Source organism: Curtobacterium sp. MCPF17_021 (assembly GCF_003234605.2).
GTDB lineage: Bacteria > Actinomycetota > Actinomycetes > Actinomycetales > Microbacteriaceae > Curtobacterium > Curtobacterium flaccumfaciens.
This window is the reverse complement of record NZ_CP126252.1, coordinates 3,280,788-3,301,524: the sequence shown is the minus strand read 5'-3', so window position 1 is coordinate 3,301,524 and position 20,737 is coordinate 3,280,788. Positions and strand designations below refer to the sequence as shown.

Annotated in this window: 21 protein-coding genes; 13 read left to right on the top strand and 8 right to left on the bottom strand. The window is 69.2% G+C overall.

Features of this window, described 5'->3' with window-relative positions; translation table 11 throughout:
* The first annotated feature begins 96 nt into the window (after positions 1-96).
* Genes DEJ29_RS15530 through DEJ29_RS15510 form a run of 5 tightly spaced genes read left to right on the top strand, consistent with a single transcriptional unit; the run spans position 97 to position 4,638 of the window.
* The gene (locus DEJ29_RS15530; RefSeq protein WP_111032368.1) at positions 97-1,071 is read left to right on the top strand and encodes a carbohydrate ABC transporter permease; all 975 of its coding nucleotides are present in this window, start codon (positions 97-99) and stop codon (positions 1,069-1,071) included.
* Positions 1,064-1,954: a carbohydrate ABC transporter permease gene (locus tag DEJ29_RS15525; protein WP_111092779.1), complete on the top strand. Its 891-nt coding sequence runs from the start codon at positions 1,064-1,066 to the stop codon at positions 1,952-1,954. The genes DEJ29_RS15530 and DEJ29_RS15525 overlap by 8 nt, the downstream gene beginning before the upstream one ends.
* Positions 1,955-2,003: 49 nt before the next feature.
* Entirely contained in the window at positions 2,004-3,329 is a 1,326-nt protein-coding gene (locus DEJ29_RS15520) for an alpha-L-fucosidase (RefSeq protein ID WP_111095316.1), read from the top strand.
* Positions 3,329-3,673: an L-rhamnose mutarotase gene (locus tag DEJ29_RS15515; protein WP_111095317.1), complete on the top strand. Its 345-nt coding sequence runs from the start codon at positions 3,329-3,331 to the stop codon at positions 3,671-3,673. Before DEJ29_RS15520 ends, DEJ29_RS15515 begins: the two co-directional genes overlap by 1 nt.
* Positions 3,670-4,638 carry an aldo/keto reductase gene (locus DEJ29_RS15510; RefSeq protein WP_111095318.1) on the top strand — a complete coding sequence of 323 codons (969 nt, stop codon included), beginning with the start codon at positions 3,670-3,672 and terminating at the stop codon, positions 4,636-4,638. Before DEJ29_RS15515 ends, DEJ29_RS15510 begins: the two co-directional genes overlap by 4 nt.
* Before the next feature lie 91 nt (positions 4,639-4,729).
* Here the strand turns inward: DEJ29_RS15510 and DEJ29_RS15505 are convergent, their stop codons facing one another.
* From DEJ29_RS15505 to DEJ29_RS15475, 7 genes are all read right to left on the bottom strand, one after another.
* Complete coding sequence (locus DEJ29_RS15505; RefSeq protein WP_110865416.1) at positions 4,730-5,005, bottom strand: GlsB/YeaQ/YmgE family stress response membrane protein; 276 nt, start codon at positions 5,003-5,005, stop codon at positions 4,730-4,732.
* Positions 5,006-5,263: 258 nt separating this feature from the next.
* On the bottom strand, positions 5,264-7,519 hold the full coding sequence (locus DEJ29_RS15500; protein ID WP_181438223.1) for an nSTAND3 domain-containing NTPase: 2,256 nt from the start codon (positions 7,517-7,519) through the stop codon (positions 5,264-5,266).
* 187 nt (positions 7,520-7,706) lie between these two features.
* A complete protein-coding gene (locus tag DEJ29_RS15495; RefSeq protein WP_110862381.1) occupies positions 7,707-8,384 on the bottom strand; it encodes a FadR/GntR family transcriptional regulator in 678 nt (225 codons plus the stop codon).
* Positions 8,385-8,484: 100 nt separating this feature from the next.
* Positions 8,485-9,270 carry an SDR family NAD(P)-dependent oxidoreductase gene (locus DEJ29_RS15490; protein WP_111095320.1) on the bottom strand — a complete coding sequence of 262 codons (786 nt, stop codon included), beginning with the start codon at positions 9,268-9,270 and terminating at the stop codon, positions 8,485-8,487.
* Positions 9,270-10,118: a fumarylacetoacetate hydrolase family protein gene (locus DEJ29_RS15485; RefSeq protein ID WP_111095321.1), complete on the bottom strand. Its 849-nt coding sequence runs from the start codon at positions 10,116-10,118 to the stop codon at positions 9,270-9,272. Before DEJ29_RS15485 ends, DEJ29_RS15490 begins: the two co-directional genes overlap by 1 nt.
* 42 nt (positions 10,119-10,160) lie before the next feature.
* On the bottom strand, positions 10,161-11,060 hold the full coding sequence (locus DEJ29_RS15480) for an amidohydrolase family protein (protein ID WP_220037345.1): 900 nt from the start codon (positions 11,058-11,060) through the stop codon (positions 10,161-10,163).
* A 79-nt stretch (positions 11,061-11,139) separates the two neighbouring features.
* The gene (locus DEJ29_RS15475; protein ID WP_110893618.1) at positions 11,140-11,409 is read right to left on the bottom strand and encodes a glutaredoxin family protein; all 270 of its coding nucleotides are present in this window, start codon (positions 11,407-11,409) and stop codon (positions 11,140-11,142) included.
* Positions 11,410-11,483: 74 nt separating this feature from the next.
* Here DEJ29_RS15475 and DEJ29_RS15470 point away from each other — a divergent pair, with 74 nt between their 5' ends.
* The 8 genes from DEJ29_RS15470 (at position 11,484) to DEJ29_RS15435 (ending at position 19,637) form a co-directional block, all read left to right on the top strand.
* Complete coding sequence (locus DEJ29_RS15470; RefSeq protein WP_111095323.1) at positions 11,484-12,422, top strand: PrsW family intramembrane metalloprotease; 939 nt, start codon at positions 11,484-11,486, stop codon at positions 12,420-12,422.
* Between the two features lie 37 nt (positions 12,423-12,459).
* Complete coding sequence (locus DEJ29_RS15465) at positions 12,460-14,223, top strand: adenosylhomocysteinase (RefSeq protein ID WP_111095324.1); 1,764 nt, start codon at positions 12,460-12,462, stop codon at positions 14,221-14,223.
* On the top strand, positions 14,220-15,605 hold the full coding sequence (locus tag DEJ29_RS15460) for an amidohydrolase family protein (protein ID WP_220037346.1): 1,386 nt from the start codon (positions 14,220-14,222) through the stop codon (positions 15,603-15,605). The genes DEJ29_RS15465 and DEJ29_RS15460 overlap by 4 nt, the downstream gene beginning before the upstream one ends.
* Positions 15,602-16,099 carry a cupin domain-containing protein gene (locus DEJ29_RS15455; RefSeq protein ID WP_258375970.1) on the top strand — a complete coding sequence of 166 codons (498 nt, stop codon included), beginning with the start codon at positions 15,602-15,604 and terminating at the stop codon, positions 16,097-16,099. Before DEJ29_RS15460 ends, DEJ29_RS15455 begins: the two co-directional genes overlap by 4 nt.
* A gap of 25 nt (positions 16,100-16,124) precedes the next feature.
* Positions 16,125-16,916: a DUF3800 domain-containing protein gene (locus DEJ29_RS15450; protein ID WP_071404035.1), complete on the top strand. Its 792-nt coding sequence runs from the start codon at positions 16,125-16,127 to the stop codon at positions 16,914-16,916.
* Between the two features lie 243 nt (positions 16,917-17,159).
* Positions 17,160-17,981 carry an ABC transporter substrate-binding protein gene (locus DEJ29_RS15445; protein ID WP_111095325.1) on the top strand — a complete coding sequence of 274 codons (822 nt, stop codon included), beginning with the start codon at positions 17,160-17,162 and terminating at the stop codon, positions 17,979-17,981.
* A 4-nt stretch (positions 17,982-17,985) separates the two neighbouring features.
* Positions 17,986-18,864: an amino acid ABC transporter permease gene (locus tag DEJ29_RS15440; RefSeq protein ID WP_071404033.1), complete on the top strand. Its 879-nt coding sequence runs from the start codon at positions 17,986-17,988 to the stop codon at positions 18,862-18,864.
* Complete coding sequence (locus DEJ29_RS15435) at positions 18,861-19,637, top strand: amino acid ABC transporter ATP-binding protein (RefSeq protein WP_071404032.1); 777 nt, start codon at positions 18,861-18,863, stop codon at positions 19,635-19,637. Before DEJ29_RS15440 ends, DEJ29_RS15435 begins: the two co-directional genes overlap by 4 nt.
* Here the strand turns inward: DEJ29_RS15435 and DEJ29_RS15430 are convergent.
* A complete protein-coding gene (locus tag DEJ29_RS15430) occupies positions 19,634-20,599 on the bottom strand; it encodes an NAD(P)H-quinone oxidoreductase (protein WP_111095326.1) in 966 nt (321 codons plus the stop codon). The two genes, DEJ29_RS15435 and DEJ29_RS15430, sit on opposite strands and share 4 nt — an antisense overlap.
* Between the last annotated feature and the right edge of the window lie 138 nt (positions 20,600-20,737).

Genomic DNA, 20,737 nt, shown 5'->3' with positions numbered 1-20,737 from the left:
CCTGACGGACGGAAGGCGCGGGTGGACCCCGCCCCGCGCCTCCCGGCCTGTCCCATCCCCTGACCAGGACCGCGCGAACGACGAGGAGGTCGTCGCATGACCACCATCCAGGACCCACCCGCCGAGGCGGCGCTGCCCGCCCCCGCGGTCGCGGTCGCGACCGGCGCAGCTCCGCGCCGGAAGGACAGCGGCGCCGACGCCGAGCTCGGCCGCCGCTCCTGGTGGGGCGCCGCCTTCGCCGCTCCGCACTCGATCGGCCTCGTCGTGTTCACGGCGTTCCCGATCCTCGCGTCGCTCGTCGTGAGCTTCATGAACTGGCCGATGCTCGGCGAACGCTCGTGGGCCGGCCTGTCGAACTACGCGCAGCTGTTCTCCGACCCGATCTTCCGCACCGTGACGCTGAACACCGTGCTGTTCGTCGTGCTCTACGTGCCGCTCAACCTGGTCGTGTCCCTCGGACTCGCGGCCTGGCTCACGCCGAAGATCCGCCACCGGCACGTCTTCCGCGTGCTGTTCTTCATCCCGACCATCACGCCGATCGTCGCGAACGTCGTCGTCTGGCGGATGCTGTACCAGCCGGGCGGTGCCATCGACGCGACGCTGCAGTCGACCGTCGGCGTGAACGCCCCGAACTTCCTGGCCGACGACAACTGGGCCATGCTCGCCGTCGTCGCGATGAGCGTCTGGCAGGGGTTCGGCTACAACATGCTGATCTTCTCGGCGGCGCTCGACTCGGTGCCGGAGAACCAGATCGAGGCTGCGCAGCTCGACGGGGCGAACGCCTGGCAGATGTTCTGGCGGATCAAGTTCCCGCTCATCTCGCCGTCGATCTTCTTCGCGACGATGATGACCCTGATCACCTCGTTCCAGGTGTTCGTGCAGCCGTTCGTCCTGACGAAGGGCGGACCCGGCACCGCCACCGAGACCCTGGTGCAGTACATCTACAACACGGGGTTCCAGACCCAGCAGCTCGGACTCGCATCGGCCGGGGCGTGGGTGCTGTTCGTCATCATCCTCGGCATCACGGCCATCCAGTTCCTCGGACAGAAGCGGTGGGTGCACTATGAGTGAGCTGACCTCGTCCAACCGGACGATCAACCCGCGGGCGCTGCCCCGCACGCACCGGCAGACCGGCCGGGTGCGCCACGCGGTGGGCTACGTGCTGCTCTGCCTGGTGGCCCTGCTGTTCGTCTCGCCGCTCATCTACATGGTGGCGACGAGTCTGAAGCCGTCGGCCGACGTGTTCACGACCCCGCCGACGCTCTGGGGCTCGTCCATCGAGTGGGGCAACTACGCACAGGCGTTCACGTACCTGCCGTTCGCCCGGTTCATCCTGAACGGTGTCTTCGTCGCCGCGGCCGGCACGGCGATCAACGTCGCCGTCGCGGTGCTGTCCGGCTACGCGTTCTCGCGACTGCGGTGGCGCGGCCGGAACACGGTGTTCGTCCTGTTCCTGGCGACGCTGATGATCCCGCAGGACGTCCTCGTCATCCCGATGTACGTGATGATGCAGGGCTTCGGGTGGGTCGACACGTTCCAGGCACTCATCATCCCGTGGGCGTTCACGGCACTCGGCGCGTTCCTGGTGCGGCAGTTCTTCCTCACCGTGCCGCAGGAGCTCGACGACGCCGCCCGGGTGGACGGAGCCGGAGCAATCCGGACGTTCTTCTCGGTGATGCTCCCGCTGGCCCGACCGACGATGGCGGTCCTCGCCGTGTTCTCGTTCATCGCGTACTGGAACTCGTTCCTCTGGCCGCTCGTCATCGTCAACGACGTCGAGGCCCGTGGCACCATCCCGCTCGGCCTGCAGCAGTTCTTCGGGCAGCAGGGCTCCGAGTGGAACCTCGTGATGGCGGCGTCGGTGATCTCGATGCTGCCCACGGTGGTCCTGCTGATCCTGCTCCAGAAGCACCTCGTCAAGGGGATCGTCACCAGCGGTCTCGGCGGCCGGTGACATCGCCGACCGTCCCCCCTCGCCCTCCACTGAAAGGAACACTGGCCTCATGACCATCACCGCACCTGCCGAGCCGCAGACCGCGACCGACTCCGCGGGGTTCCCCGCGTGGTTCTCCCACGACCGGTTCGGCATGTTCATCCACTGGGGGCTGTACGCCCTGCCGGCACGGCACGAGTGGGTGAAGAACCGCGAACGGATCACCGACGAGGACTACCAGAAGTACTCCGACCACTTCGACCCGGACCTGTTCGACGCCGCGGACTGGGCACGTCGGGCACGGCAGGCGGGGATGAAGTACGTCGTCCTCACCACGAAGCACCACGAGGGCTTCTGCCTGTGGGACACCGCCCTGACCGACTACAAGTCCACGAACACCCCGTTCGGCCGCGACATCGTGCGCGAGTTCGTCGACGCCGTCCGTGCCGAGGGGCTGCGGGTCGGCTTCTACCACTCGCTCATCGACTGGCACCACCCGGACTTCACCGTCGACGGCGTGCACCCCCGGCGCGACGACTCACCGGAGGAGATCGAGGCGTTCAACGAGGGCCGCGACATGTCGCGCTACCGCGAGTACCTCCACGGTCAGGTCGAGGAGCTGCTCACCGACTACGGGCAGATCGACTACCTGTTCTACGACTTCTCGTACCGGGACAACGACCACGAGGACATCTGGGGCGGCAAGGGCCGGGACGAGTGGGGGTCCGAGGAGCTCATGGCGCTGACGAAGCGGCTGCAGCCCGGCATCATCGTGAACGACCGGCTCGACATCCCCGGTGACCTGGTCACCCCCGAGCAGTACCAGCCCGACAAGCCGATGGAGGTCGACGGCGTCCCGGTGCCGTGGGAGGCCTGCCAGACGCTGAACGGCTCGTGGGGCTACGACCGCGACAACCTGAACCTGAAGCCGGTCGACCTGCTCGTCCGCATGCTCGTCGACGGCGTCTCGAACAACGGGAACATGCTGCTCAACATCGGCCCGACCGGTCGCGGCGAGTTCGACGGGGTCTCGCGGCAGACACTCGACGGCATCGGGACGTGGATGCACCAGCACGCTCGCTCGGTGTACGGGGCGGGGCCGTCGCGGTTCGTCGCCCCGCGGAACACCGTCTACACGCAGAACGGCAACCGCCTGTACCTGCACCTGTTCGCCTGGCCCTTCGAGCACGTGCACCTGCCCGACCTCGCCGGCCGGGTGGCGTACGCGCAGCTGCTCAACGACGCATCGGAGATCCACTTCCGCGAGATCCCGCCGGGCACCCGGGCGCAGAACACCGGGCTCGGCGGTCAGCCCGCCGGCACGCTCACCCTGACGCTGCCGATCGTGCGGCCCGACGTCGCCGTGCCCGTCGTCGAGCTGTTCCTGCGCGACTGATGCAGCGGATCCTGACGCGGACGCGACTGCGGGCCGGGAACGAGGCGGCGTACGACACCGTGCACGCCTCGGTCCCGCCCGCGCTTGCGGCGCGACTGCGCGAGGCCGGCGTGCACGACTGGACGATCTGGCGGGACGGGCTCGACCTGGTCCACCTGATCGAGGTCGAGGACCACCGGGCGATGCGCCGGGCGCTCGCCGACGACCCGGTCAACGCCGAGTGGCAGGAGACGATCAACCCGCTGCTCGAGGCGGACGACGACTACTCGGGCGACGACGACGGGGTCCCGCGGGTCTGGTCGCTGGCGGACCAGGTGCACCACGCGGACCGGGTGGACCCGTGACGGCCCTCGACCTCGACCTGGACCTCGACCGCGGTCCGTTCTGGTTCGGCGGGGCCGGCATCGGCAACCTGCTCCGTCCGGTGTCCGACGACGACGCCCGCGCCACGGTTGACGCCGCGTGGGACGCCGGCGTCCGCGGGTTCGACACCGCCCCGCACTACGGCCTGGGCCTGTCCGAACGGCGGCTCGGTGCGGCGCTCGCCGGACGCCCCCGGACGGAGTTCCTCGTGTCGACGAAGGTCGGGCGGGTGCTCGTGCCCGGGCGCGGTGACGGCGACGACCTGGCGTCCGGGGGCTTCGCGGTGCCGGACGACACCGTGCGGCAGTGGGACCCGTCGCCGTCGGGCGTGCGGCGCTCGCTCGACGAGTCGCTCGGCCGCCTCGGGCTCGACCACGTCGACGTCGCCTACCTGCACGACCCGGACGTGTACTCACTCACTGACGGTCTGACCCAGGCGCTGCCGACGCTCGCCGAGCTCCGTGACGAGGGCCTGGTACGCGCGATCGGCGTCGGGTCGAACTCCGTCGAGGCGCTGTCGGCGGCCGTCGACACCGGGCTCTGCGACGTCGTCATGCTCGCCGGGCGGTACACCCTGCTCGAGCAACCGGCGTCGGCGCTCGTCGACCGGTGCGCGTCGCTGGGCGTCGCGGTCGTGGCGGTCGGGGTCTACAACTCGGGGCTGCTCGGGCAGGAGCGCCCTTCGGCGGGTGCGACCTACGACTACGCCGAGGCCTCCGCGCAGCTGCTCGCGCGGGCGAATTCCATCGCCGACGTCTGCGAGCGCCACGGGGTCACGCTGCCCGAAGCCGCGCTGGCGTTCCCGCGTCGGGCCCCGGCGGTCGCGGCGATCGCCCTCGGGGTGCAGTCCGCCGACCAGGTGCGCTCGAACGTCACCCGGGCCGCCGCCGTCGTGCCCGAGGCGCTCTGGGACGACCTGCGTGCAGCGGGCCTGCTCGCGATGTGACGCCACGTACGACGAAAGTCACCCCGAACCACGCGTCTGCGTGGTTCGGGGTGACTTCGGTGGTGCGCCGGTCGGACCGGCAGCGTGGTGCCTAGCGGCGCGAACCGCGGCCGGCGACGCGCGTGTAGATGAACAGCACGATGATGGCGCCGATGATCGAGCCGATGATGCCGGCGGGCTGGAAGAAGCCGTCGTTCCCGTCGTGGTTGAAGATCAGGTAGCCGAGGAACCCGCCGACGAACGAGCCGACGATGCCCAGGACGATCGTCATGAGGATGCCGATGTTCTGCTTGCCGGGGATGATGAGCCGGGCGAGAGCGCCGGCGATGAGTCCGATGATGATCAAGCTGATGATGAGACCGAGCACGGTGTCCTCCTCGTGGGTGCGGTTGCCGCGGCATGGTTGCCGGAGTCAGGGCCGAGGACCGACACAACTCCGAGGTTCCTGGGAGGATTGTCGGGTTCAGTCGAGGGAGCGCCGCAACCAGCGCTCGACACCCCCGACGTGAGCCGTTGGCGGTGTCGGAGCGACGACCGTATTGCTCACTCGTGTTTGGCGATACGCAGCAATATTGCAAGGAAAGCTCAGGAAAAGTTCGATCGCTGGTGCGCGTTCCGCGCCGAGTCAGAGCGACGCGAACAAACTACCAACTTCGTCCGCACCCCCATCGAATGGGGCTTCGGCTCCTCCCTCGTAATCATCGTCATCGTAATCCGGCTCCCAATGCATCTCCATAAGCTGGTCGTACATCTCGGACATCTCCTCAGGCATCTCAATCCGCTGCTTGGTCTGCTCTGCGGCGTTAATTGCTTCCCAACCGTCGTCAGGATCTCCGGACGAAACAGCACCGGATAGTAGCGCCCCCAACCGATCGACCACCTCCTGGCGTTCGATTACCGCTTCCCCAAGAAGAGCAGCAACCTCAAAGCGAGCGAAAGCCTTCGAGAACTCTGGCTCCTTGGATGAACCGACCTCCCCAAGAACAGTAGTCGCCCACGTGGTCTTTTGATCATGAGTCAAAAGGGAGGCTGCTCTCTTGAATATTCCTATGACTTCTCGGACATTCGCTTTTGAATCTGGAACGAGGACATCGATACGCGCAGTTGTCGCTTCGGCGACAGTCGCGGATAGCGCAGACTCTTGTAGCGCAACGTTGATCAGAAGATTTAGCGTTCCGAGGGGGCCGGTCGGAACGAAGCCGAGTACACGGTGCGGAGAAGGCACATAAGACGAACAGGATGCCTGGATCACATCCAGAAGGTGATCGACGGAGGATTTTACGGCTTCAAATGCCCCGGCGCGCTGGTTTGAGCTCATTTCGTCCCAGCTGAGCGCCCCGACCAAGTCTCGAGAATCCATCCACCCGAGCATTGCGTTGATGCCCGAGACGCTTTGTGTTGCTTGGAGATGACGTCGGAAGCCCTGCGGGTTTGCGACTATGCGTTCGGCAAGAAAATCTCGGACGGTGGGATTGGTTAGGGAAAGGTGCAAGCGGGCGCCACCCGAGCGCGATTTCACAAACACCTTTTCGAGGACATCGATCGATCGGTGGAAATTGTGTGGGTCGATGGAGCTGCTTTTATAGGGTTCATACCGCATCGCTGCGTCAAAGAGATCGTCGTCACTGATCTCCGGCGGAAGTGTCGCCATGATCTCGAGTAGATCCCTTGCGAACCCGGAGAGGTGAACCTCAATTACCTCTTGCCACAGCTCGTGAGGTTTGTCGAGTCCATTTATGATGTATTGGTCGATATTCGAACCGACTCGTGACGTCTCGGCCCCCTCGACGAGCATTCGAAGCATTCGCGGATTATAGTTCTGGTGATTCAGAATGCGAAGGTGGACCCGGGATTCGGCAACGCGCAATCGCGCCTCGTTGGGAAGCGATGAATAGTGGATGTGATTGTAAAGTATGAGGGCTCGTTCGAAGAGTGAATAACTTTTCACTTCCACCATGAACTTGCTGTGATCGAACTGGCGGGAACTCAGTCGGGAATATGTTTGGGTTGCTTGCGCGAATATGTACTCGCGAGTGGTCAAGATGAGTCGATGATTATCTGACTTCTTGAAGTTGGCAATGAGGCGCGAAAGCTCGCTATCTTCATTGCGGCCGAGCTTCTCCGTTAGGGAAGTCTGTCCCAAGAAGTCGTCGTAGATGAAAAGTTGCTTTGCGTCTTCTCTGTGGTTCCGGTATATGGTTTCGGCTGAGTCGACAAGCCAAACTTCCCACTCTTCGTCGAGGAACCGCACTCCGATCATGTTTGCTACGGTGGATTTTCCGACGCCAGGAGCACCGCTAATGATCACCGCATGCTTCTCGTCCAGCATTTTTCGTATTGCAGCGTAAGCGTGGTGTTCCACGAAGAGACTGCGATCGTCTAGGATTTCTTGAAACTTGATCCGCTGTTTCGATACATCGGCATTATTGAGGATTCTGTTCAAGACAACGAGGCTTGAGAGGTACAATTTGGTGTGCGCTTGCTCAATTTTGGGCGCATTGCGAATGGCTGCATTTAGATCGTTGACGCCAAGGATGTGTTCGGGTGTTAACTTCTGCTTAGCGAACGTGATAGCAATTTTTGCCTTCGCTTCGTTCGTTATTTTTGCGCTGGTTGCTAGCCAATACTCGCGAAGATCCTTACCTGAAATCTTCGCTGCTTCCTTTTCCAGCGCTGCGGAAATGTCTCCATGTAGTTTTCCCGGGGAGTGCTTGCACTGGACGTACCGATTACCTCCCGCTGAGAGGAGTCGAACGTCGATGCCGCCATCTTTTCCTGCCGGAAACGTTTCCGTAGGCTGGCCCCACCTCTTTGCCATCAGGTCGGCGACGAGCCTCTCGAAGTCATGAGGGGAAAGCTCTTGGAACGTGTATTCGGTCAAGACGGGCGCCTCTCTGCGTGTCTTTTGGAGGGCGATCATATCGAGATTGACGCTCGCAATCGAGTGCGGCGTGGGAGCGGCGAGAATCGACGTGTGGCGCTGCGCAAGGCCAGGGGGCGTAGGGAGCCGAAGTGAGCTTCGTTGAGCCCTTGCCATCGACGTAGGATGCGTTCAATCTGTCTCGGGTTCAGTCCAGGGAGCGCCGCAACCAGCGCTCGACACCCTCGACGTGGGACACCACGAGGGCCTGTACGAGCTGCGGATCCCGGCGCCGGATGGCGTCGACGATGGCCGCGTGCTCGTCGAGCGTGCGCTGCACCGACCCGTTCTGCGTCAGTCCGCGCCACACCCGCACCCGCACCGTCTTGCTCGACAGCGCGTCGAGCAGCCCGGACAGGTACTGGTTGCCGCCGATGCCCGCGATGGTCGAGTGGAACAGCAGGTCGTGGGCGACGAGGTCCTCGACGCCGGTGTCCTCGCCGACGGACTGCATCAGGGTCGCGAGCTCGTCGATCTGCTGCTCCGTGGCGCGGGCCGTCGCCAGGACGGCGGACGCCGGTTCCAGGATGCGGCGCACCTCGAGCAGGTCGACGAGCGACCGGTCGTGGTGCATGTCGACGACGAACGACACCGCCTCGAGCAGGACGCCCGGTTCGAGCGACGTCACGTAGGTGCCGTCGCCCCGTCGGACGTCGAGCACGCGGATCAGTTCGAGCGCCTTCACCGCTTCACGGAGGCTGTTGCGGGACAGTCCGAGCGACTCGCTCAGTTCCTTCTCGGGCGGGAGGCGCTGGCCGGGTTGGAGCTCACCGCTAACGATCATCTGCTGGATGCGTGCGATCGCATCGTCGGTCAACGACGCCACGTCACCACCTCCTGTGGACCCGGCCGCGTGCGCGACGGGACGTCCCGACGATACCCGGGACGGGCCTCCAGGCCGGTGCGGCGGAGCCGCGGGACGACCATCAGGCCGGCCGCAGCCGGAGTGCCTGCATCCCGCCGTCGACCGCCAGCTCGACGCCCGTCGTCGACCGGGCGAGCGGGCTCGTCAGGTAGGCGACCGCCTCGGCGACCTCCGCCGCCTGCACCAGGCGTCCGTGCGGCTGGCGTGCCTCGAGCGCGGCGCGTTCGGCGGCCGGGTCGTCCGCGGACGACAGGAGTCGCGCGATCCACGGGGTGTCCGCGGTGCCCGGGTTGACGGCGTTGACGCGGATGCCCTCGCGGACGTGGTCGGCGGCCATCGCGCGGGTGAGCGCGGAGATCGCCCCCTTCGTGGCGGAGTAGAGCGCCCGCTGGGGCAGTCCGGCCGTGGCCGCGACGGAGCACGTGTTGACGATGCTCGCGCTGTCCGACGCTCGGAGGTGGGGGAGTGCGGCGCGGGACAGGCGCACGGCGCCGAGTACGTTGACCTCGTACACGCGGCGCCACTCGTCGTCGGTGTTGTCCTCGACCGTCCCCTGGGCGCCGATGCCGGCGTTGTTGACGAGCACGTCGAGACCGCCGAGCTGGTCGACGGCCGACGCGACGGCGGCACGGACGGACTCGTCGGACGACACGTCGCAGGTGACGGAGACGAGTCCGTCGGCGGCGGACGGTTGCAGGTCGAGCACGGCGACCGCTGCGCCGCGCTCCTGCAGTGCGGTCGCGATGGCCGCGCCGATGCCGGAGGCGCCGCCGGTGACGATCGCGCGGAGCCCCGCGTGGGTGCCGGGCGTCCCGGTCGTGCCGGTCTGGTCGGTGGTGTCGGTCATCAGGCTGCTCCCACTGTCTGGCGCTGGGAGCCGAGCCCGTCGGCGGTGAGCTCGACCACGTCGCCGGGCTGCAGGTACGGCGCGTGTCCGGCCAGGGCGACCCCGGCCGGGGTGCCGGTGCTGATGACGTCGCCCGGGTACAGCACCATGAACTGCGACAGGTACCGGACGATCTCGACGGGTCGGAAGATCATGTCGGCGGTGGTGCCGTCCTGCCGCACCTCGCCGTTGACGGTGAGCCGGAGTGCGAGCGCCGCCGGGTCGACCTGGTCGGGGGTGACCAGCCACGGGCCGAGCGGGTTGAACGTCTCGCAGGACTTCCCCTTGTCCCACTGCCCGCCGCGCTCGAGCTGGAATGCCCGTTCGGAGACGTCGTTGGCGATGGCGTAGCCGGCGATGCAGGCGCTCGCGGCCTCGTCGGAGTCGCAGTAGCGGGCGGTCTGCCCGATGACGACGGCGAGTTCGATCTCCCAGTCGGTCTTCTCACTGCCGCGGGGGATCAGGACCTCGTCGTCCGGGCCGATCACCGTCATCGGGTCCTTCATGAACACGATCGGCTCGGTCGGGATCTCGGCGCCGGTCTCGGCGGCGTGGTCGCGGTAGTTCAGGCCGATGCAGACGACCTTGCCGGGGCGGGCCACCGGTGCACCGCGGCGGAGGCTCTCGGCGTAGGGCAGCGCTCGGAGGTCCCCGGCGCTGCGCGCGTGCCGGACGCGGGCGACCGGGTCGGACGCCAGGAAGGCCCCGCCGTTGTCGGTCGTGATCGGGCGGAGGTCGAGGACCTCGCCGTCGGTGTCGACCGCGACGGGGATCTCGCCGCCCGCGGGGCCGAGTCGTGCGAACTGCATCGTTCCTCGCTCTCCGGCTGCACCGGCGCAACCAGAGACATCCTATGTCTGCGCCGGGTTGCCGACAAGGTCGCGGGTGCTGAGGGTCCTCCCATGCAGGTACGTGCGCTCCGCCGTCCCGCTCAGCACCGACTGCCGTTCGTCCGGGGTCAGGTCGGCCAGCGCGTCGGTGGTCCGCCGCACCACGTCGTCGTAGGTCGTGGCGAGCGTCGAGACTGGCCAGTCCGACCCGAACAGCGACCGCTCCGGGCCGAACCGCTCGACCACCGCACGGACGTACCGGTCGACGGGCTGCCGTCGCCACTCCGGTCCGGCCTCGGTGAACAGTCCGGACACCTTGCAGGCCACGTTCGGCCGTGCGGCGAAGTCGTCGATCCGGGCCGCCCACCCGGGGTCCCCGCCCGCGATGTCGGGTTTGCCGGCGTGGTCGAGGACGAACGATCCCTCGGGCACGGCGTCGAGCAGCGCGAGGGCAGCGCGGTGCTCACGCGCTCGGACGAGCACGTCGAACACCAGACCGGCGGCGGCCACCGCACGGACCCCGCGGACGACCTCGGGCCGGGCGAGCCAGTCCGGGTCCGGTTCGTCCTGCGCCTGGTGCCGGATGCCGACGAGGCGGTTGCCGACGAGGCGGTTGCCGGCCAGTCGGTCGCCACCGGGTCCCGCGATGAGGGCGGCGACCCGGTCGACGACGTCCGGGGCGGTCAGGTCCACCCAGCCGACGACCCCGACGACCGGTTCGGGCTGCTCGAGGAGCCACGCGGTCTCGCCGGGATCGTGCACGGCCTGCACGACGATCGTCCGGGCGACGTCGGTGCTCCGGGCCGCGGCGCGGAGGTCCTCCACGTCGAACCGGCGGCGGAGCGGGGAGACCGAGTCGCCCATCCAGGGGTACGGCCGGTCGGCGGGGTCCCAGAGGTGGTGGTGAGCGTCGATGATCACGCGCTCATGATGCCCGATTCATCCGATGTCCGCCCGGGGGCGTCGGTGTCGTCGGTGCCGCCGCGACGGCCGGCGCCGCTCAGACGACGCCGGAAGCCTCGAGCTCGGCCCGCAGCTCGGCGTCCGACGGCTCGACGAAGTGCTTGCCGTTCGGCAGCACCACGACGGGGATGTTCTTCCGGCCGCTGATCGCCTCGGCGCGGTCCGCAGCGGACAGGTCCTGCTCCACGTCGACGTACTCGTAGTCCACGCCGAGGGTGTCGAGCAGTGCCTTGGACCGACGGCAGTCGCGGCACCAGTCGGCGCCGAACATGGTCACGCGGTCGGGGGCAGTCGTCGCTTCGCTCATGTGCAGAGAGTACGTCGGCGCGGTCCCGGACATTCCCGTGACGCTCCTCGCCCCCGCCGGAGCACGATGTGCCCATGAGCCTGTCCTGGGACACCCCCGTCGCGCACCCGCACCACCGGCACGGCTGGTGGTGGAAGACCCTGCTCGTCGGCTTCGTGCTGTGGGTCGTCACGATCGTCGTCACGGTCTCGACGCAGAACACGAACCTCGTGCCGACGATCATCCTGCTCGGCAGCTTCCTCGTGCCGTTCACCGTCGTGCTGTTCGTGATCGAGCGCGTCACGGGGACGGTCAGCACGATGCAGCTGGTGACCGCGTTCTTCGTCGGCGGGATCCTCGGCGTGCTCGGGGCGTCCCTGCTCGAAGCCGACCTGGAGCAGGGCGCCGGCCTGTACCTGGTCGTCGGTTTCGTCGAGGAGTTCGTGAAGGGCGTCCTGCTCGTCGTCGTGGGGTGGCGCGTCCGCCCGAAGACGGCGAGGCAGGGTGCGCTGCTCGGCGCGACGATCGGTGCCGGGTTCGCCGCGTTCGAGTCCGCCGGCTACGCCTTCAACGCGGCGATCACGGCCCGGGGGATCGACCTGGCGTCGCTGCTGCAGACCGAGGTGGTCCGCGCGGTGCTGGCGCCGGTCGGGCACGTGCTCTGGACCGCGATCCTCGGTGCGGTGCTCTTCGGTGCGGCCACCGGGCGTGCCCGTTTCCACTGGTCGTGGCCGCCGATCGTCGCGTACGTGGTGGTCTCGGTGCTGCACGGGCTGTGGGACGCGAACGGCACCATCGCGACGTTGATCGCGTTCGTCGTGTCCGGGGTCCCGTTCTCGGCCGCGCAGTACGGCATGGTCCCCGCGGCGGTCGGCGGGATCGTGACGACCGTCTACGTGATCGGGCTCGCGATCGTGAGCCTGATCGGGGTGGCCGTGCTCGTCGGTGTGCTCCGCCACCACCGCGGGCGGACCCCGGCCGAGCCGGCACCCGAGGGCTGGGGTACGACGCCCGGCCCCGGCCACCTGCGATGAGCCCGGTCGCCACCGCCGGTCGCCCTACGATTGGCACATGCCGCCAGCACCCGACGCCGAGACGCTCGCATGGGCCTCGGCGGCCGTCCGGCGCTTCGCCGCAGCGACCAACCTGCTCGACGCCGCACGCCGGTTCCGCATCGTCGGCGGCGACCCCCGTGACGCCGACGCACTCCGGCGCCTGCTGACCGCCCTCGGCGCGAGCGAGGCCGAGCAGCCGCACGAGGCCGAGCAGCCGCACGAGCGGCCGCACCGGCCGCACCAGCAGTCCGGGCAGCCCCGGCAGCACCCGTCCGACCTGGTCGACCAGCTCTGGTGTCTCGGCACGCCCGAGGAATCGACCCCCGCGGTCGAGCAGGCCGCCGACCGCCCGCGCGGGGCGACCCTGATCGTCATCGACGCCGGCCGGTACCTGCCCGCCGTCGACGAGGACGCCTTCGGCCCTGTCACGCCCGCCCGCCCCGGCGTCCTCGCCGTCCCGATGCTCTCCGACGACGTCTTCCTGGTGTCCACCGGCCGCGACCCCGAGGACGACCCCGCAGCGGACGCCCGCCTGCGCTGGGCACGGCGTTCCATGCCGGTCGCCCGGTCGGTCGCCGCGGAACTCCGCGACGGTGGACTCCTGCGCGGCACCCGCATCGGCGTCGCGATGTTCCTCGAGCCCAAGACGGCGGTACTGAGCCTGCTCCTCCGTGACGCCGGCGCCGAGGTCGTCGTCTACGCCCACGCCGACGAGACCGACGACGCCGTCGCCGAGGCACTGCGGTCCGCCGGCCTGACGGTGTTCGCCAGCAGCACGGCGACGCTTCCGGAGCAGAAGCAGCTGGCCCTCGCGATGCTCGACACCGCGCCGCACATCCTGCTCGACGACGGCTCGCACGTCATCCGGCTCGCCCACCAGGAACGCCCCGACCTGCTGCCGACGATGCTCGGCGCCGCCGAGGAGACCACGAGCGGCCTGCGGCCCCTGCGTGTACTCGCGGCGCGAGGCGAGCTCGGCATCCCCGTGATCGCGGTGAACGACGCCCGCACCAAGACGTTCTTCGACAACCGGTACGGCACCGGGCAGTCGACGGTGTTCGCGGTGCTCGACCTGGTCGACGGGCTCGCGTCCGGCACGCACCGGGTGATGCCGGGAGGCGCGGCGGTCGTCGCCGGGTTCGGGCACGTCGGCGAGGGGGTCGCCCTGGTGCTCACCGCCCTCGGGTTCCGGGTGACGGTCGCCGAGACCAACCCGGTCCGCGCCCTGCAGGCGCGGTTCGCCGGGTACGCCGTGGCCCCGCTCGTCGAGGCGGTGCGCGACGCCGACCTCGTGATGAGCGCCACCGGGGTGCCGGACACGATCGACCTCGAGGTGCTCCGTGCCTGCGCGGACGGTGCGGTCCTCGCCGTCGCCGGTGGGGTCGACCAGGAGATCGCCGTCGACGACGCGCTCGCCGCCGGGGCCGAGCGACGGAACGTGGGCCCGAAGGCCGAGCGGTTCGTGTTCCCCGGGTCCGACGGTGGGCCGATCGTGCTCGACGACGGTGGCTGCATCAACATCACCGCGGCCGAGGGCAACCCGGTCGAGATCATGGACCTGTCGTTCGCCGTGCAGCTCGGCGCCGTCCGGATGCTCCTGGAGCGCGGCGACGAGCTGGAGCGTGCCGTCGTGCCGATCGACCCCGCGGTCGACGACGTGACCGCCCGCACGGCGCTCGCCGCGTTCGGAACGCACGTCGGGCCTCCCGGCCTTCCCCCTGAACACCCGGCGGACCGCGAGCCGGACGTCCGGACGCACCGTTTCGGAGCCCCGTCGTGAGCGCCCGACAGCAGCCGGTCACGGTGCACTCGGCGCGCGTCGTCGTCCCGATGACCGCACCACCGATCGCGGACGGTTCGGTCGCCGTGCAGGACGGCCGGATCCTGCACGTCGGAGACCGGTCGTGGGTCATCGACCAGCTCACCGGGTCCGGCGCGACCTTCACCGAGCGGCAGTGGCGGGGGGCGCTCCTGCCCGGACTCGTGAACGCGCACTCGCACCTCCAGTACACCGGCATGGCCAGTGTCGGCCGAGAGCAGTACAGCGGATTCGAGGACTGGGCCGCAGCGTTCAACGTCGACTACGCCGAACCGCACGACTGGCGGGCCGAAGCCGCGGACGGTGCACGGGCGTCGATCCTGGCCGGCGTCACGAGCATCGCGGACATCGTCACCGACATCGAGGCCTCGACCGCTCTGCAGGACGCCGGCCTCGGCGGCATCGCGTACTGGGAGGTGATGGACTGGGAGAACGACGCCTGGCAGTCGCACGGTCGCGACCAGGTGCTCGACGAACTCGACCGGATCCCCATGACGCCCGGAGCCGGCCTGTCCCCGCACGCGCCGTACTCGCTCGAGGTTGCCCCGCTGCTCGAGCTCCCCGACATCGTGCGGCAGCGCGGTCTGCGACTGCACCTGCACCTCGGTGAAGCGGCGTTCGAGGGGGAGCGCACCGCCCTCGGTCCGGTCCCCGGGCTCGACGGGGTCGACGGCGTCGGCCACGGGAACGACTGGCACCTGGCGAACGTGCCCTCGTTCCGGGCGCTGCGAGCCCTGGGCTTCGGCGCGAGTGCCACCGCGTTCGTCGACCGCCTCGGCGTGCTCGGTCCGGACTGCCACATCGCCCACGGGGTGTACATGACCGCCGCCGACCGGGCGCTCCTGCGTGCCCGTGGCACCGCGGTGGCGCTGTGCCCCCGCTCCAACGCCGTCATCGGCCTCGACCCGCCGCCCGTCGCCGACTACCTGCGCGAGGGCAGCCCGATCGCGATCGGCACCGACTCCCTGTCGTCGTCGCCGTCCCTCGACCTGATGGCCGACGTCACCGCGCTCCACCGCATCGCTCGTGCCCAGGGCTACGGGCACCGTGACCTGCACGAGCGGCTGCTCGCGGCGGCGACCCTCGGTGGTGCGCACGCGATGGGCCTCGCCGTCGGGCCGGACCGCATCGGGCACCTCGCCGTCGGGGCGCGCGCCGACCTGGCGGTCTTCGACGTCGATGCCCGGACCGTGCCGGACGCGCTCGCCGAGCTCGTCGAGGACGGCGCCGGGCGGGCGGCCGCCACCGTGATCCGTGGCGTGGTCCGCGCCGCGGCGGGCGTCGTCACCGAACCGGCTTCCCCGCACATGGACGTCCCCACACCGCACCAGGAGGAACGATGACCGAGTCCGCACCCCGCCCCGGGATGGCCGCACGCCGAACCGTCACCGGTGAGCTCATCGAGTGGCTCGACGTGCCGAAGCGCGCGATCGCCCTCGGCATGGAACCGCACCCCGAGGGTGGCTGGTACGTCCGCACCTGGACCTCGCCGGCGACGGTCACCACCCCCGCGGGGGACCGTCCGGCCGCCACCCTGATCCACTTCCTGCTGCCCCCGGGCGAGGCCTCCGCCTGGCACCGGGTCACGAGCGACGAGATCTGGATGTGGCACGGGCCGGACACCGTCGACCTGCAGCTCGGCGGTGACGGTGACGTCCCCGAGCCCGGTGCGACGATCACCCTCGGCCCGGACGCCGGGCGCGACCGGGTGAACGATGCGCAGGCGTTCGTGCGCGGCGGGGTGTGGCAGCGGACGATCCCGGGCGACGGCGAGGTGCTGCTGAGCTGCCTGGTGTCGCCGGGCTTCTCGTTCGACGACTTCACGATGGCCGACTGACGTACCACATTGGTATGTTGGCTGGATGGAGTCCGGTCGCGTCCCTGCCCTCGCTCGCGCGGCGCTCGACGCGCCGTTCGAGTTCGCGTACGTGGACGAGACCGGAGACAAGGGTGACCCGGCTGCGTCTCCGGGCGCGACTCGTACCTACACACTGGGGTGCGTGCTCGTCCCGGGCGGTGACTGGACCGATCGGCTCGACTGGCTGACTGGGGTCCGTCGTGAGATCCGTGACACCTACGGCATCCTCCTGCGCCATGAGCTCAAGGCGAACGTGCTGCTGCGTGGGCGAGGAGACCTGCGTGACCTCGGGCTCGGAGACGGCCAGCGGCGTGACGTGTTCCGGAGGTCGCTCGGTGCGCTGACCGTCGTGGCATCGGGGGTCTTCGCGGTGGTGATCGACAAGGAAGCCCGGCCGATGGACTACCGGCCCGAGGACCGAGCGTGGACCTACCTGCTCCAGCGTCTGCGGATCCGGTCCGAGCAATCCGGCAAGCCGATCATCCTGGTGCACGACGCGGGCGACGACGCGACGGTCCGCGCTATCCACCGGCGCTTCCGTCGGCACAGCTTCGCGCCGGGCGGTTCTCGCGTCAGTGCGCCGCTGCTCGTCGAGGATCCGGTCCCTCGTGACTCGGGGTCGTCGTACTTCGTCCAGGCGGCCGACCTGGTCGCGTACGCAGGGTTCAGGCGGTTCCAGGCGCCCGGCACGAAGACCGGCAGCGTCTGCGACGAGACGATGTGGGACGAGCTGCGACCCGTCTGGCGCACCGAGGTGACGAACGCACGGCGCGACGCCGTCGTCGTCTGGCCGTGACGGCGTTCGGGGGCGTCTGGAAACAGAAAGGGGGCGCCCCGTGCTGGGACGCCCCTTGATCTCAGACCTCAGCCGAGCATGCGCCCGGTTCAGCCTGCGTCGCCAGATTACCAGCCCGGTCCCGACCCGTCGACTGGTGTGTGACACGAGACCAGGTCGCCAGGGCCGCCCGGAGTCGCGTTGGTATCCCACTGCGAAGTACACTTCGACCTGCCCCCACCCCCCTCGCACGAAGGCCCGACCGTGACCCGTCACCTCCGCTTCACCCTCGCCGTCGCCACCGCCGCGGTCGCCGCCCTCGCCCTGTCGGCCTGCTCCGCCGGGGGCAGCAGCAACGCCGACGGCACCGTGACCGACGGCAAGCTCACGATCGCCACCGGTGACCCGGCGTACTCGCCCTGGGTCGAGGACAACAAGCCGCAGTCCGGCAAGGGCTTCGAGTCCGCCGTGGCCTACGCGGTCGCGAAGGAGATGGGCTACAGCAAGTCCGACGTCGTGTGGAAGCGCAGCACCTTCGACAGCGCCATCGCGCCGGGCCCGAAGGACTGGGACCTCAACGTCCAGCAGTTCTCGATCGACGCGAAGCGCAAGAAGGCCGTCGACATGTCGAGCGCCTACTACACGACGACCCAGGCGGTCGTGACGACCTCCGGGTCGAAGGCCGCCGGCGACACCACGATCGCTGCCCTCAAGCAGGACGCGATCGGCGTCGCGACCGGTTCGACGAGCATCGCGAGCGTCAAGGACGTCCTCGGGGTCACGCCGCAGGTGTTCAACTCCAACGACGACGCCGTGCTCGCACTCAAGTCCGGGCAGATCGACGCGATCGTCACCGACCTGCCGACGGCGTTCTACATGGCCTCGGCCCAGGTCGACGACGGCACCGTGTCCGCACAGTTCCCCGACGACGGCAAGGGCGACCAGTTCGGCTTCGTCCTGCCGAAGGACTCGGAGCTGACGAGCAAGGTCGACAAGGCCCTGAAGACCCTCGACGACGACGGCACCCTGCAGGACCTGCAGACCAAGTGGCTGTCGTCGGAGACCGGCACGCCGGTCCTGAAGTAACCGGATGACCCTGCCAGCAGGGGCCGGCACCCCGGTCGCCGCACCCGCGCCGAGCCAGGTCGAGCTCGAGCGTCGGCTCTACCGCCGCCAGCGTGGCCGTCGCTCGGTCGTGGTGTCGGTCGTCTCCACCCTGGTCGTGCTCGCCGTCGTGTACTTCGGCGTCGTGAACACCCCCGGCTGGGCGGCGGTGCAGCAGTCGTTCTTCGACCCGCAGACCGCGGTCGACACGTTCCCGGACATCCTGCTGGGCCTCTGGCTGAACGTCCGGATCCTGTTCTTCAGCGCCATCGGCGTCGCCGTGTTCGGCACGCTGCTCGCGGTCGTCCGCGGCCTGCGCAACCCGGTGTTCTTCCCGCTGCGGATGCTCGCGACCGGCTACACGGACCTGTTCCGCGGTCTGCCGCTCATCATCGTGCTCTACCTGGTCGGCTACGGCATCCCCGGGCTCGGGGTGTTCCCGCGGCTCCCCGCCGAGGTCTGGGGCACGATCGCGATCACCCTGACCTACTCGTCGTACATCGCCGAGGTGCTCCGGGCCGGCATGGAGGCCGTGCACCCCTCCCAGCGCCTGGCCGCCCGGTCGCTCGGACTCTCGCACGCCAAGACGCTGCGGCTCGTGGTGCTGCCGCAGGCGATCCGCAAGGTCACCCCGGCGCTCATGAACGACTTCGTGTCGATGCAGAAGGACGTCGGTCTGGTGTCGATCCTCGGGGCCGTCGACGCGGTCCGCTCCGCCCAGATCGCGCAGGCCGAGACCTACAACTTCACGCCGTACTTCGTCGCCGGGCTGCTGTTCGTGGTGATCAGCCTGCCGCTGATCCGCGTCACGGACGCGATCGCGCGTCGCCAGCAGCGGCGCGAGCAGATCGGAGGGACCGTATGAGCGAGGCCGGCCTGGAGGCCCGTGGTGCGTCCGGCACGGACGCCGCGGTCCTCGAACTGCGCGGGTTGCGCAAGGCCTTCGGCGAGCACGAGGTCCTGCGCGGGATCGACCTGACGGTCCACCGCCACCAGGTCATCTGCGTCATCGGGGCCTCGGGCTCCGGCAAGTCGACGCTGCTCAAGACGGTCAACCTGCTCGAGGGCATCGACGACGGCGAGATCCTGCTGCAGGGCACGGACATCGCCGACCCGCGCGTCGCCGTCGACGCCGTGCGAGCGCGCATCGGCGTGGTGTTCCAGCAGTTCAACCTGTTCCCGCACATGAGCGTGCTCGACAACGTCACGCTCGCCTCCCGCCAGGTGCACGGCATCGGACGGGCCCAGGCCGAGGACACCGCGCGCCGGCTGCTCGACCGGATCGGCCTCGCTTCGTTCGCCGATGCGTACCCCGACCGCCTGTCCGGTGGGCAGCAGCAGCGCGTCGCGATCGTCCGGGCGATCGCGTCGGACCCGGAACTCCTGCTGCTCGACGAGGTCACGAGCGCCCTCGACCCGCAGCTCGTCGGCGAGGTGCTCGACCTGGTCACCGAGCTGAAGCGGCAGGGTTCGACGATCCTGATGACGACGCACGAGATGCACTTCGCGCGGAACGTCGCCGACCGGATCGTGTTCCTGCACCGCGGCGAGGTCGTCGAGCAGGGTTCCCCCGCCGACGTCCTCGACCACCCGCAGCACCCGGCGCTCGTCGAATTCCTCGCCCGCGTGCACGCCTAGGGCGTCAGCAGCACCTTGCCGATCACCTCGCCGTCGCGCACGCGGCGGTGGGCCTCCTCGACCTCGGCCAGGGGCAGCACCGAGTCGATGACCGGGCGCACCCGGCCGGCGGCGACCAGCGGCCAGACGTTGTAGCGGACCGCCTCGACGATGGCGGCCTTCTCAGCGAGCGGCCGCGCGCGCAGGGTCGTGCCGCTGATCGTCGCGCGCTTCCGCATCAGCACCCCGAAGTCGAGCTCGGCGGTGCGGCCGCTGCCCGAGGCGATGACCGCGATGTGCCCGTTCGGGGCGAGGGCCTGCAGGTTCCGCTCCAGGTAGGACGGACCGACGACGTCGAGCACCACGTCGACGCCGACACCGTCGGTGAACGCCATGACGCGTTCCACGAAGTCCTCCGTGCGGTGGTCGACCACCAGGTCGGCGCCGAGGTCACGGGACGCGGCGACCTTGCGGTCGCCGCCGCTCGTCGCGATCACCGTCGCACCGAGGGCCTTGGCCCACAGCACCGCGTGTGAGCCCATGCCGCCCGTACCGCCGTGGACCAGGAGCGTCTGCCCCGGTCGGAGCCCGGCGAGCATGCCGATGTTGGAATGGACGGTGCAGGCGGCCTCGGGCAGCCCGGCCGCCTCGACCAGGTCGACGCCCTCGGGGACCGGCAGCACCTGGGTGACCGGCGCGACCACGAGTGCCGCGTACCCGCCGCCGGAGAGCAGTGCGCACACCCGGTCGCCCACCGCCACGGTCGTGACGCCCGCACCGACGGCCCGCACCGTGCCGGAGACCTCGAGCCCGAGGAGCTCCGACGCCCCGGGCGGCGGCGGGTAGTTCCCCGCGCGCTGCTGCAGGTCGGCGTTGTTGACGCCGGCCGCGGCGACCTCGATCAGGACCTCGCCCGCACCGGGTTCCGGGTCGGGCAGGTCGGTGACGGACATGGAAGCGTCGTCGAACGTGATGGCTCGCATGCCCTCGACGGTACGCGCCACTCGCCTCCGGCCGGGTGCCGATCGCCCACAACCCGGCCGGTCTCCCTGTGGATGTTCCCTGTACGCTCGATGACGGATCTGCACCTCATCCGGGGGAGTGCGGACAGATCGAGGGGG

Bases quoted from the DNA above. Each gene is read 5' to 3' on its own strand.
- DEJ29_RS15515 (WP_111095317.1), top strand. From the start codon at position 3,329: ATGCAGCGGATCCTGACGCGGACGCGACTGCGGGCCGGGAACGAGGCG.
- DEJ29_RS15440 (WP_071404033.1), top strand. From the start codon at position 17,986: ATGACCCTGCCAGCAGGGGCCGGCACCCCGGTCGCCGCACCCGCGCCG.
- DEJ29_RS15485 (WP_111095321.1), bottom strand. From the start codon at position 10,118: ATGCAGTTCGCACGACTCGGCCCCGCGGGCGGCGAGATCCCCGTCGCG.
- DEJ29_RS15470 (WP_111095323.1), top strand. From the start codon at position 11,484: ATGAGCCTGTCCTGGGACACCCCCGTCGCGCACCCGCACCACCGGCAC.
- DEJ29_RS15430 (WP_111095326.1), bottom strand. From the start codon at position 20,599: ATGCGAGCCATCACGTTCGACGACGCTTCCATGTCCGTCACCGACCTG.
- DEJ29_RS15530 (WP_111032368.1), top strand. From the start codon at position 97: ATGACCACCATCCAGGACCCACCCGCCGAGGCGGCGCTGCCCGCCCCC.
- DEJ29_RS15475 (WP_110893618.1), bottom strand. From the start codon at position 11,409: ATGAGCGAAGCGACGACTGCCCCCGACCGCGTGACCATGTTCGGCGCC.
- DEJ29_RS15520 (WP_111095316.1), top strand. From the start codon at position 2,004: ATGACCATCACCGCACCTGCCGAGCCGCAGACCGCGACCGACTCCGCG.
- DEJ29_RS15525 (WP_111092779.1), top strand. From the start codon at position 1,064: ATGAGTGAGCTGACCTCGTCCAACCGGACGATCAACCCGCGGGCGCTG.
- DEJ29_RS15435 (WP_071404032.1), top strand. From the start codon at position 18,861: ATGAGCGAGGCCGGCCTGGAGGCCCGTGGTGCGTCCGGCACGGACGCC.
- DEJ29_RS15455 (WP_258375970.1), top strand. From the start codon at position 15,602: ATGACCGAGTCCGCACCCCGCCCCGGGATGGCCGCACGCCGAACCGTC.
- DEJ29_RS15465 (WP_111095324.1), top strand. From the start codon at position 12,460: ATGCCGCCAGCACCCGACGCCGAGACGCTCGCATGGGCCTCGGCGGCC.
- DEJ29_RS15490 (WP_111095320.1), bottom strand. From the start codon at position 9,270: ATGACCGACACCACCGACCAGACCGGCACGACCGGGACGCCCGGCACC.
- DEJ29_RS15450 (WP_071404035.1), top strand. From the start codon at position 16,125: ATGGAGTCCGGTCGCGTCCCTGCCCTCGCTCGCGCGGCGCTCGACGCG.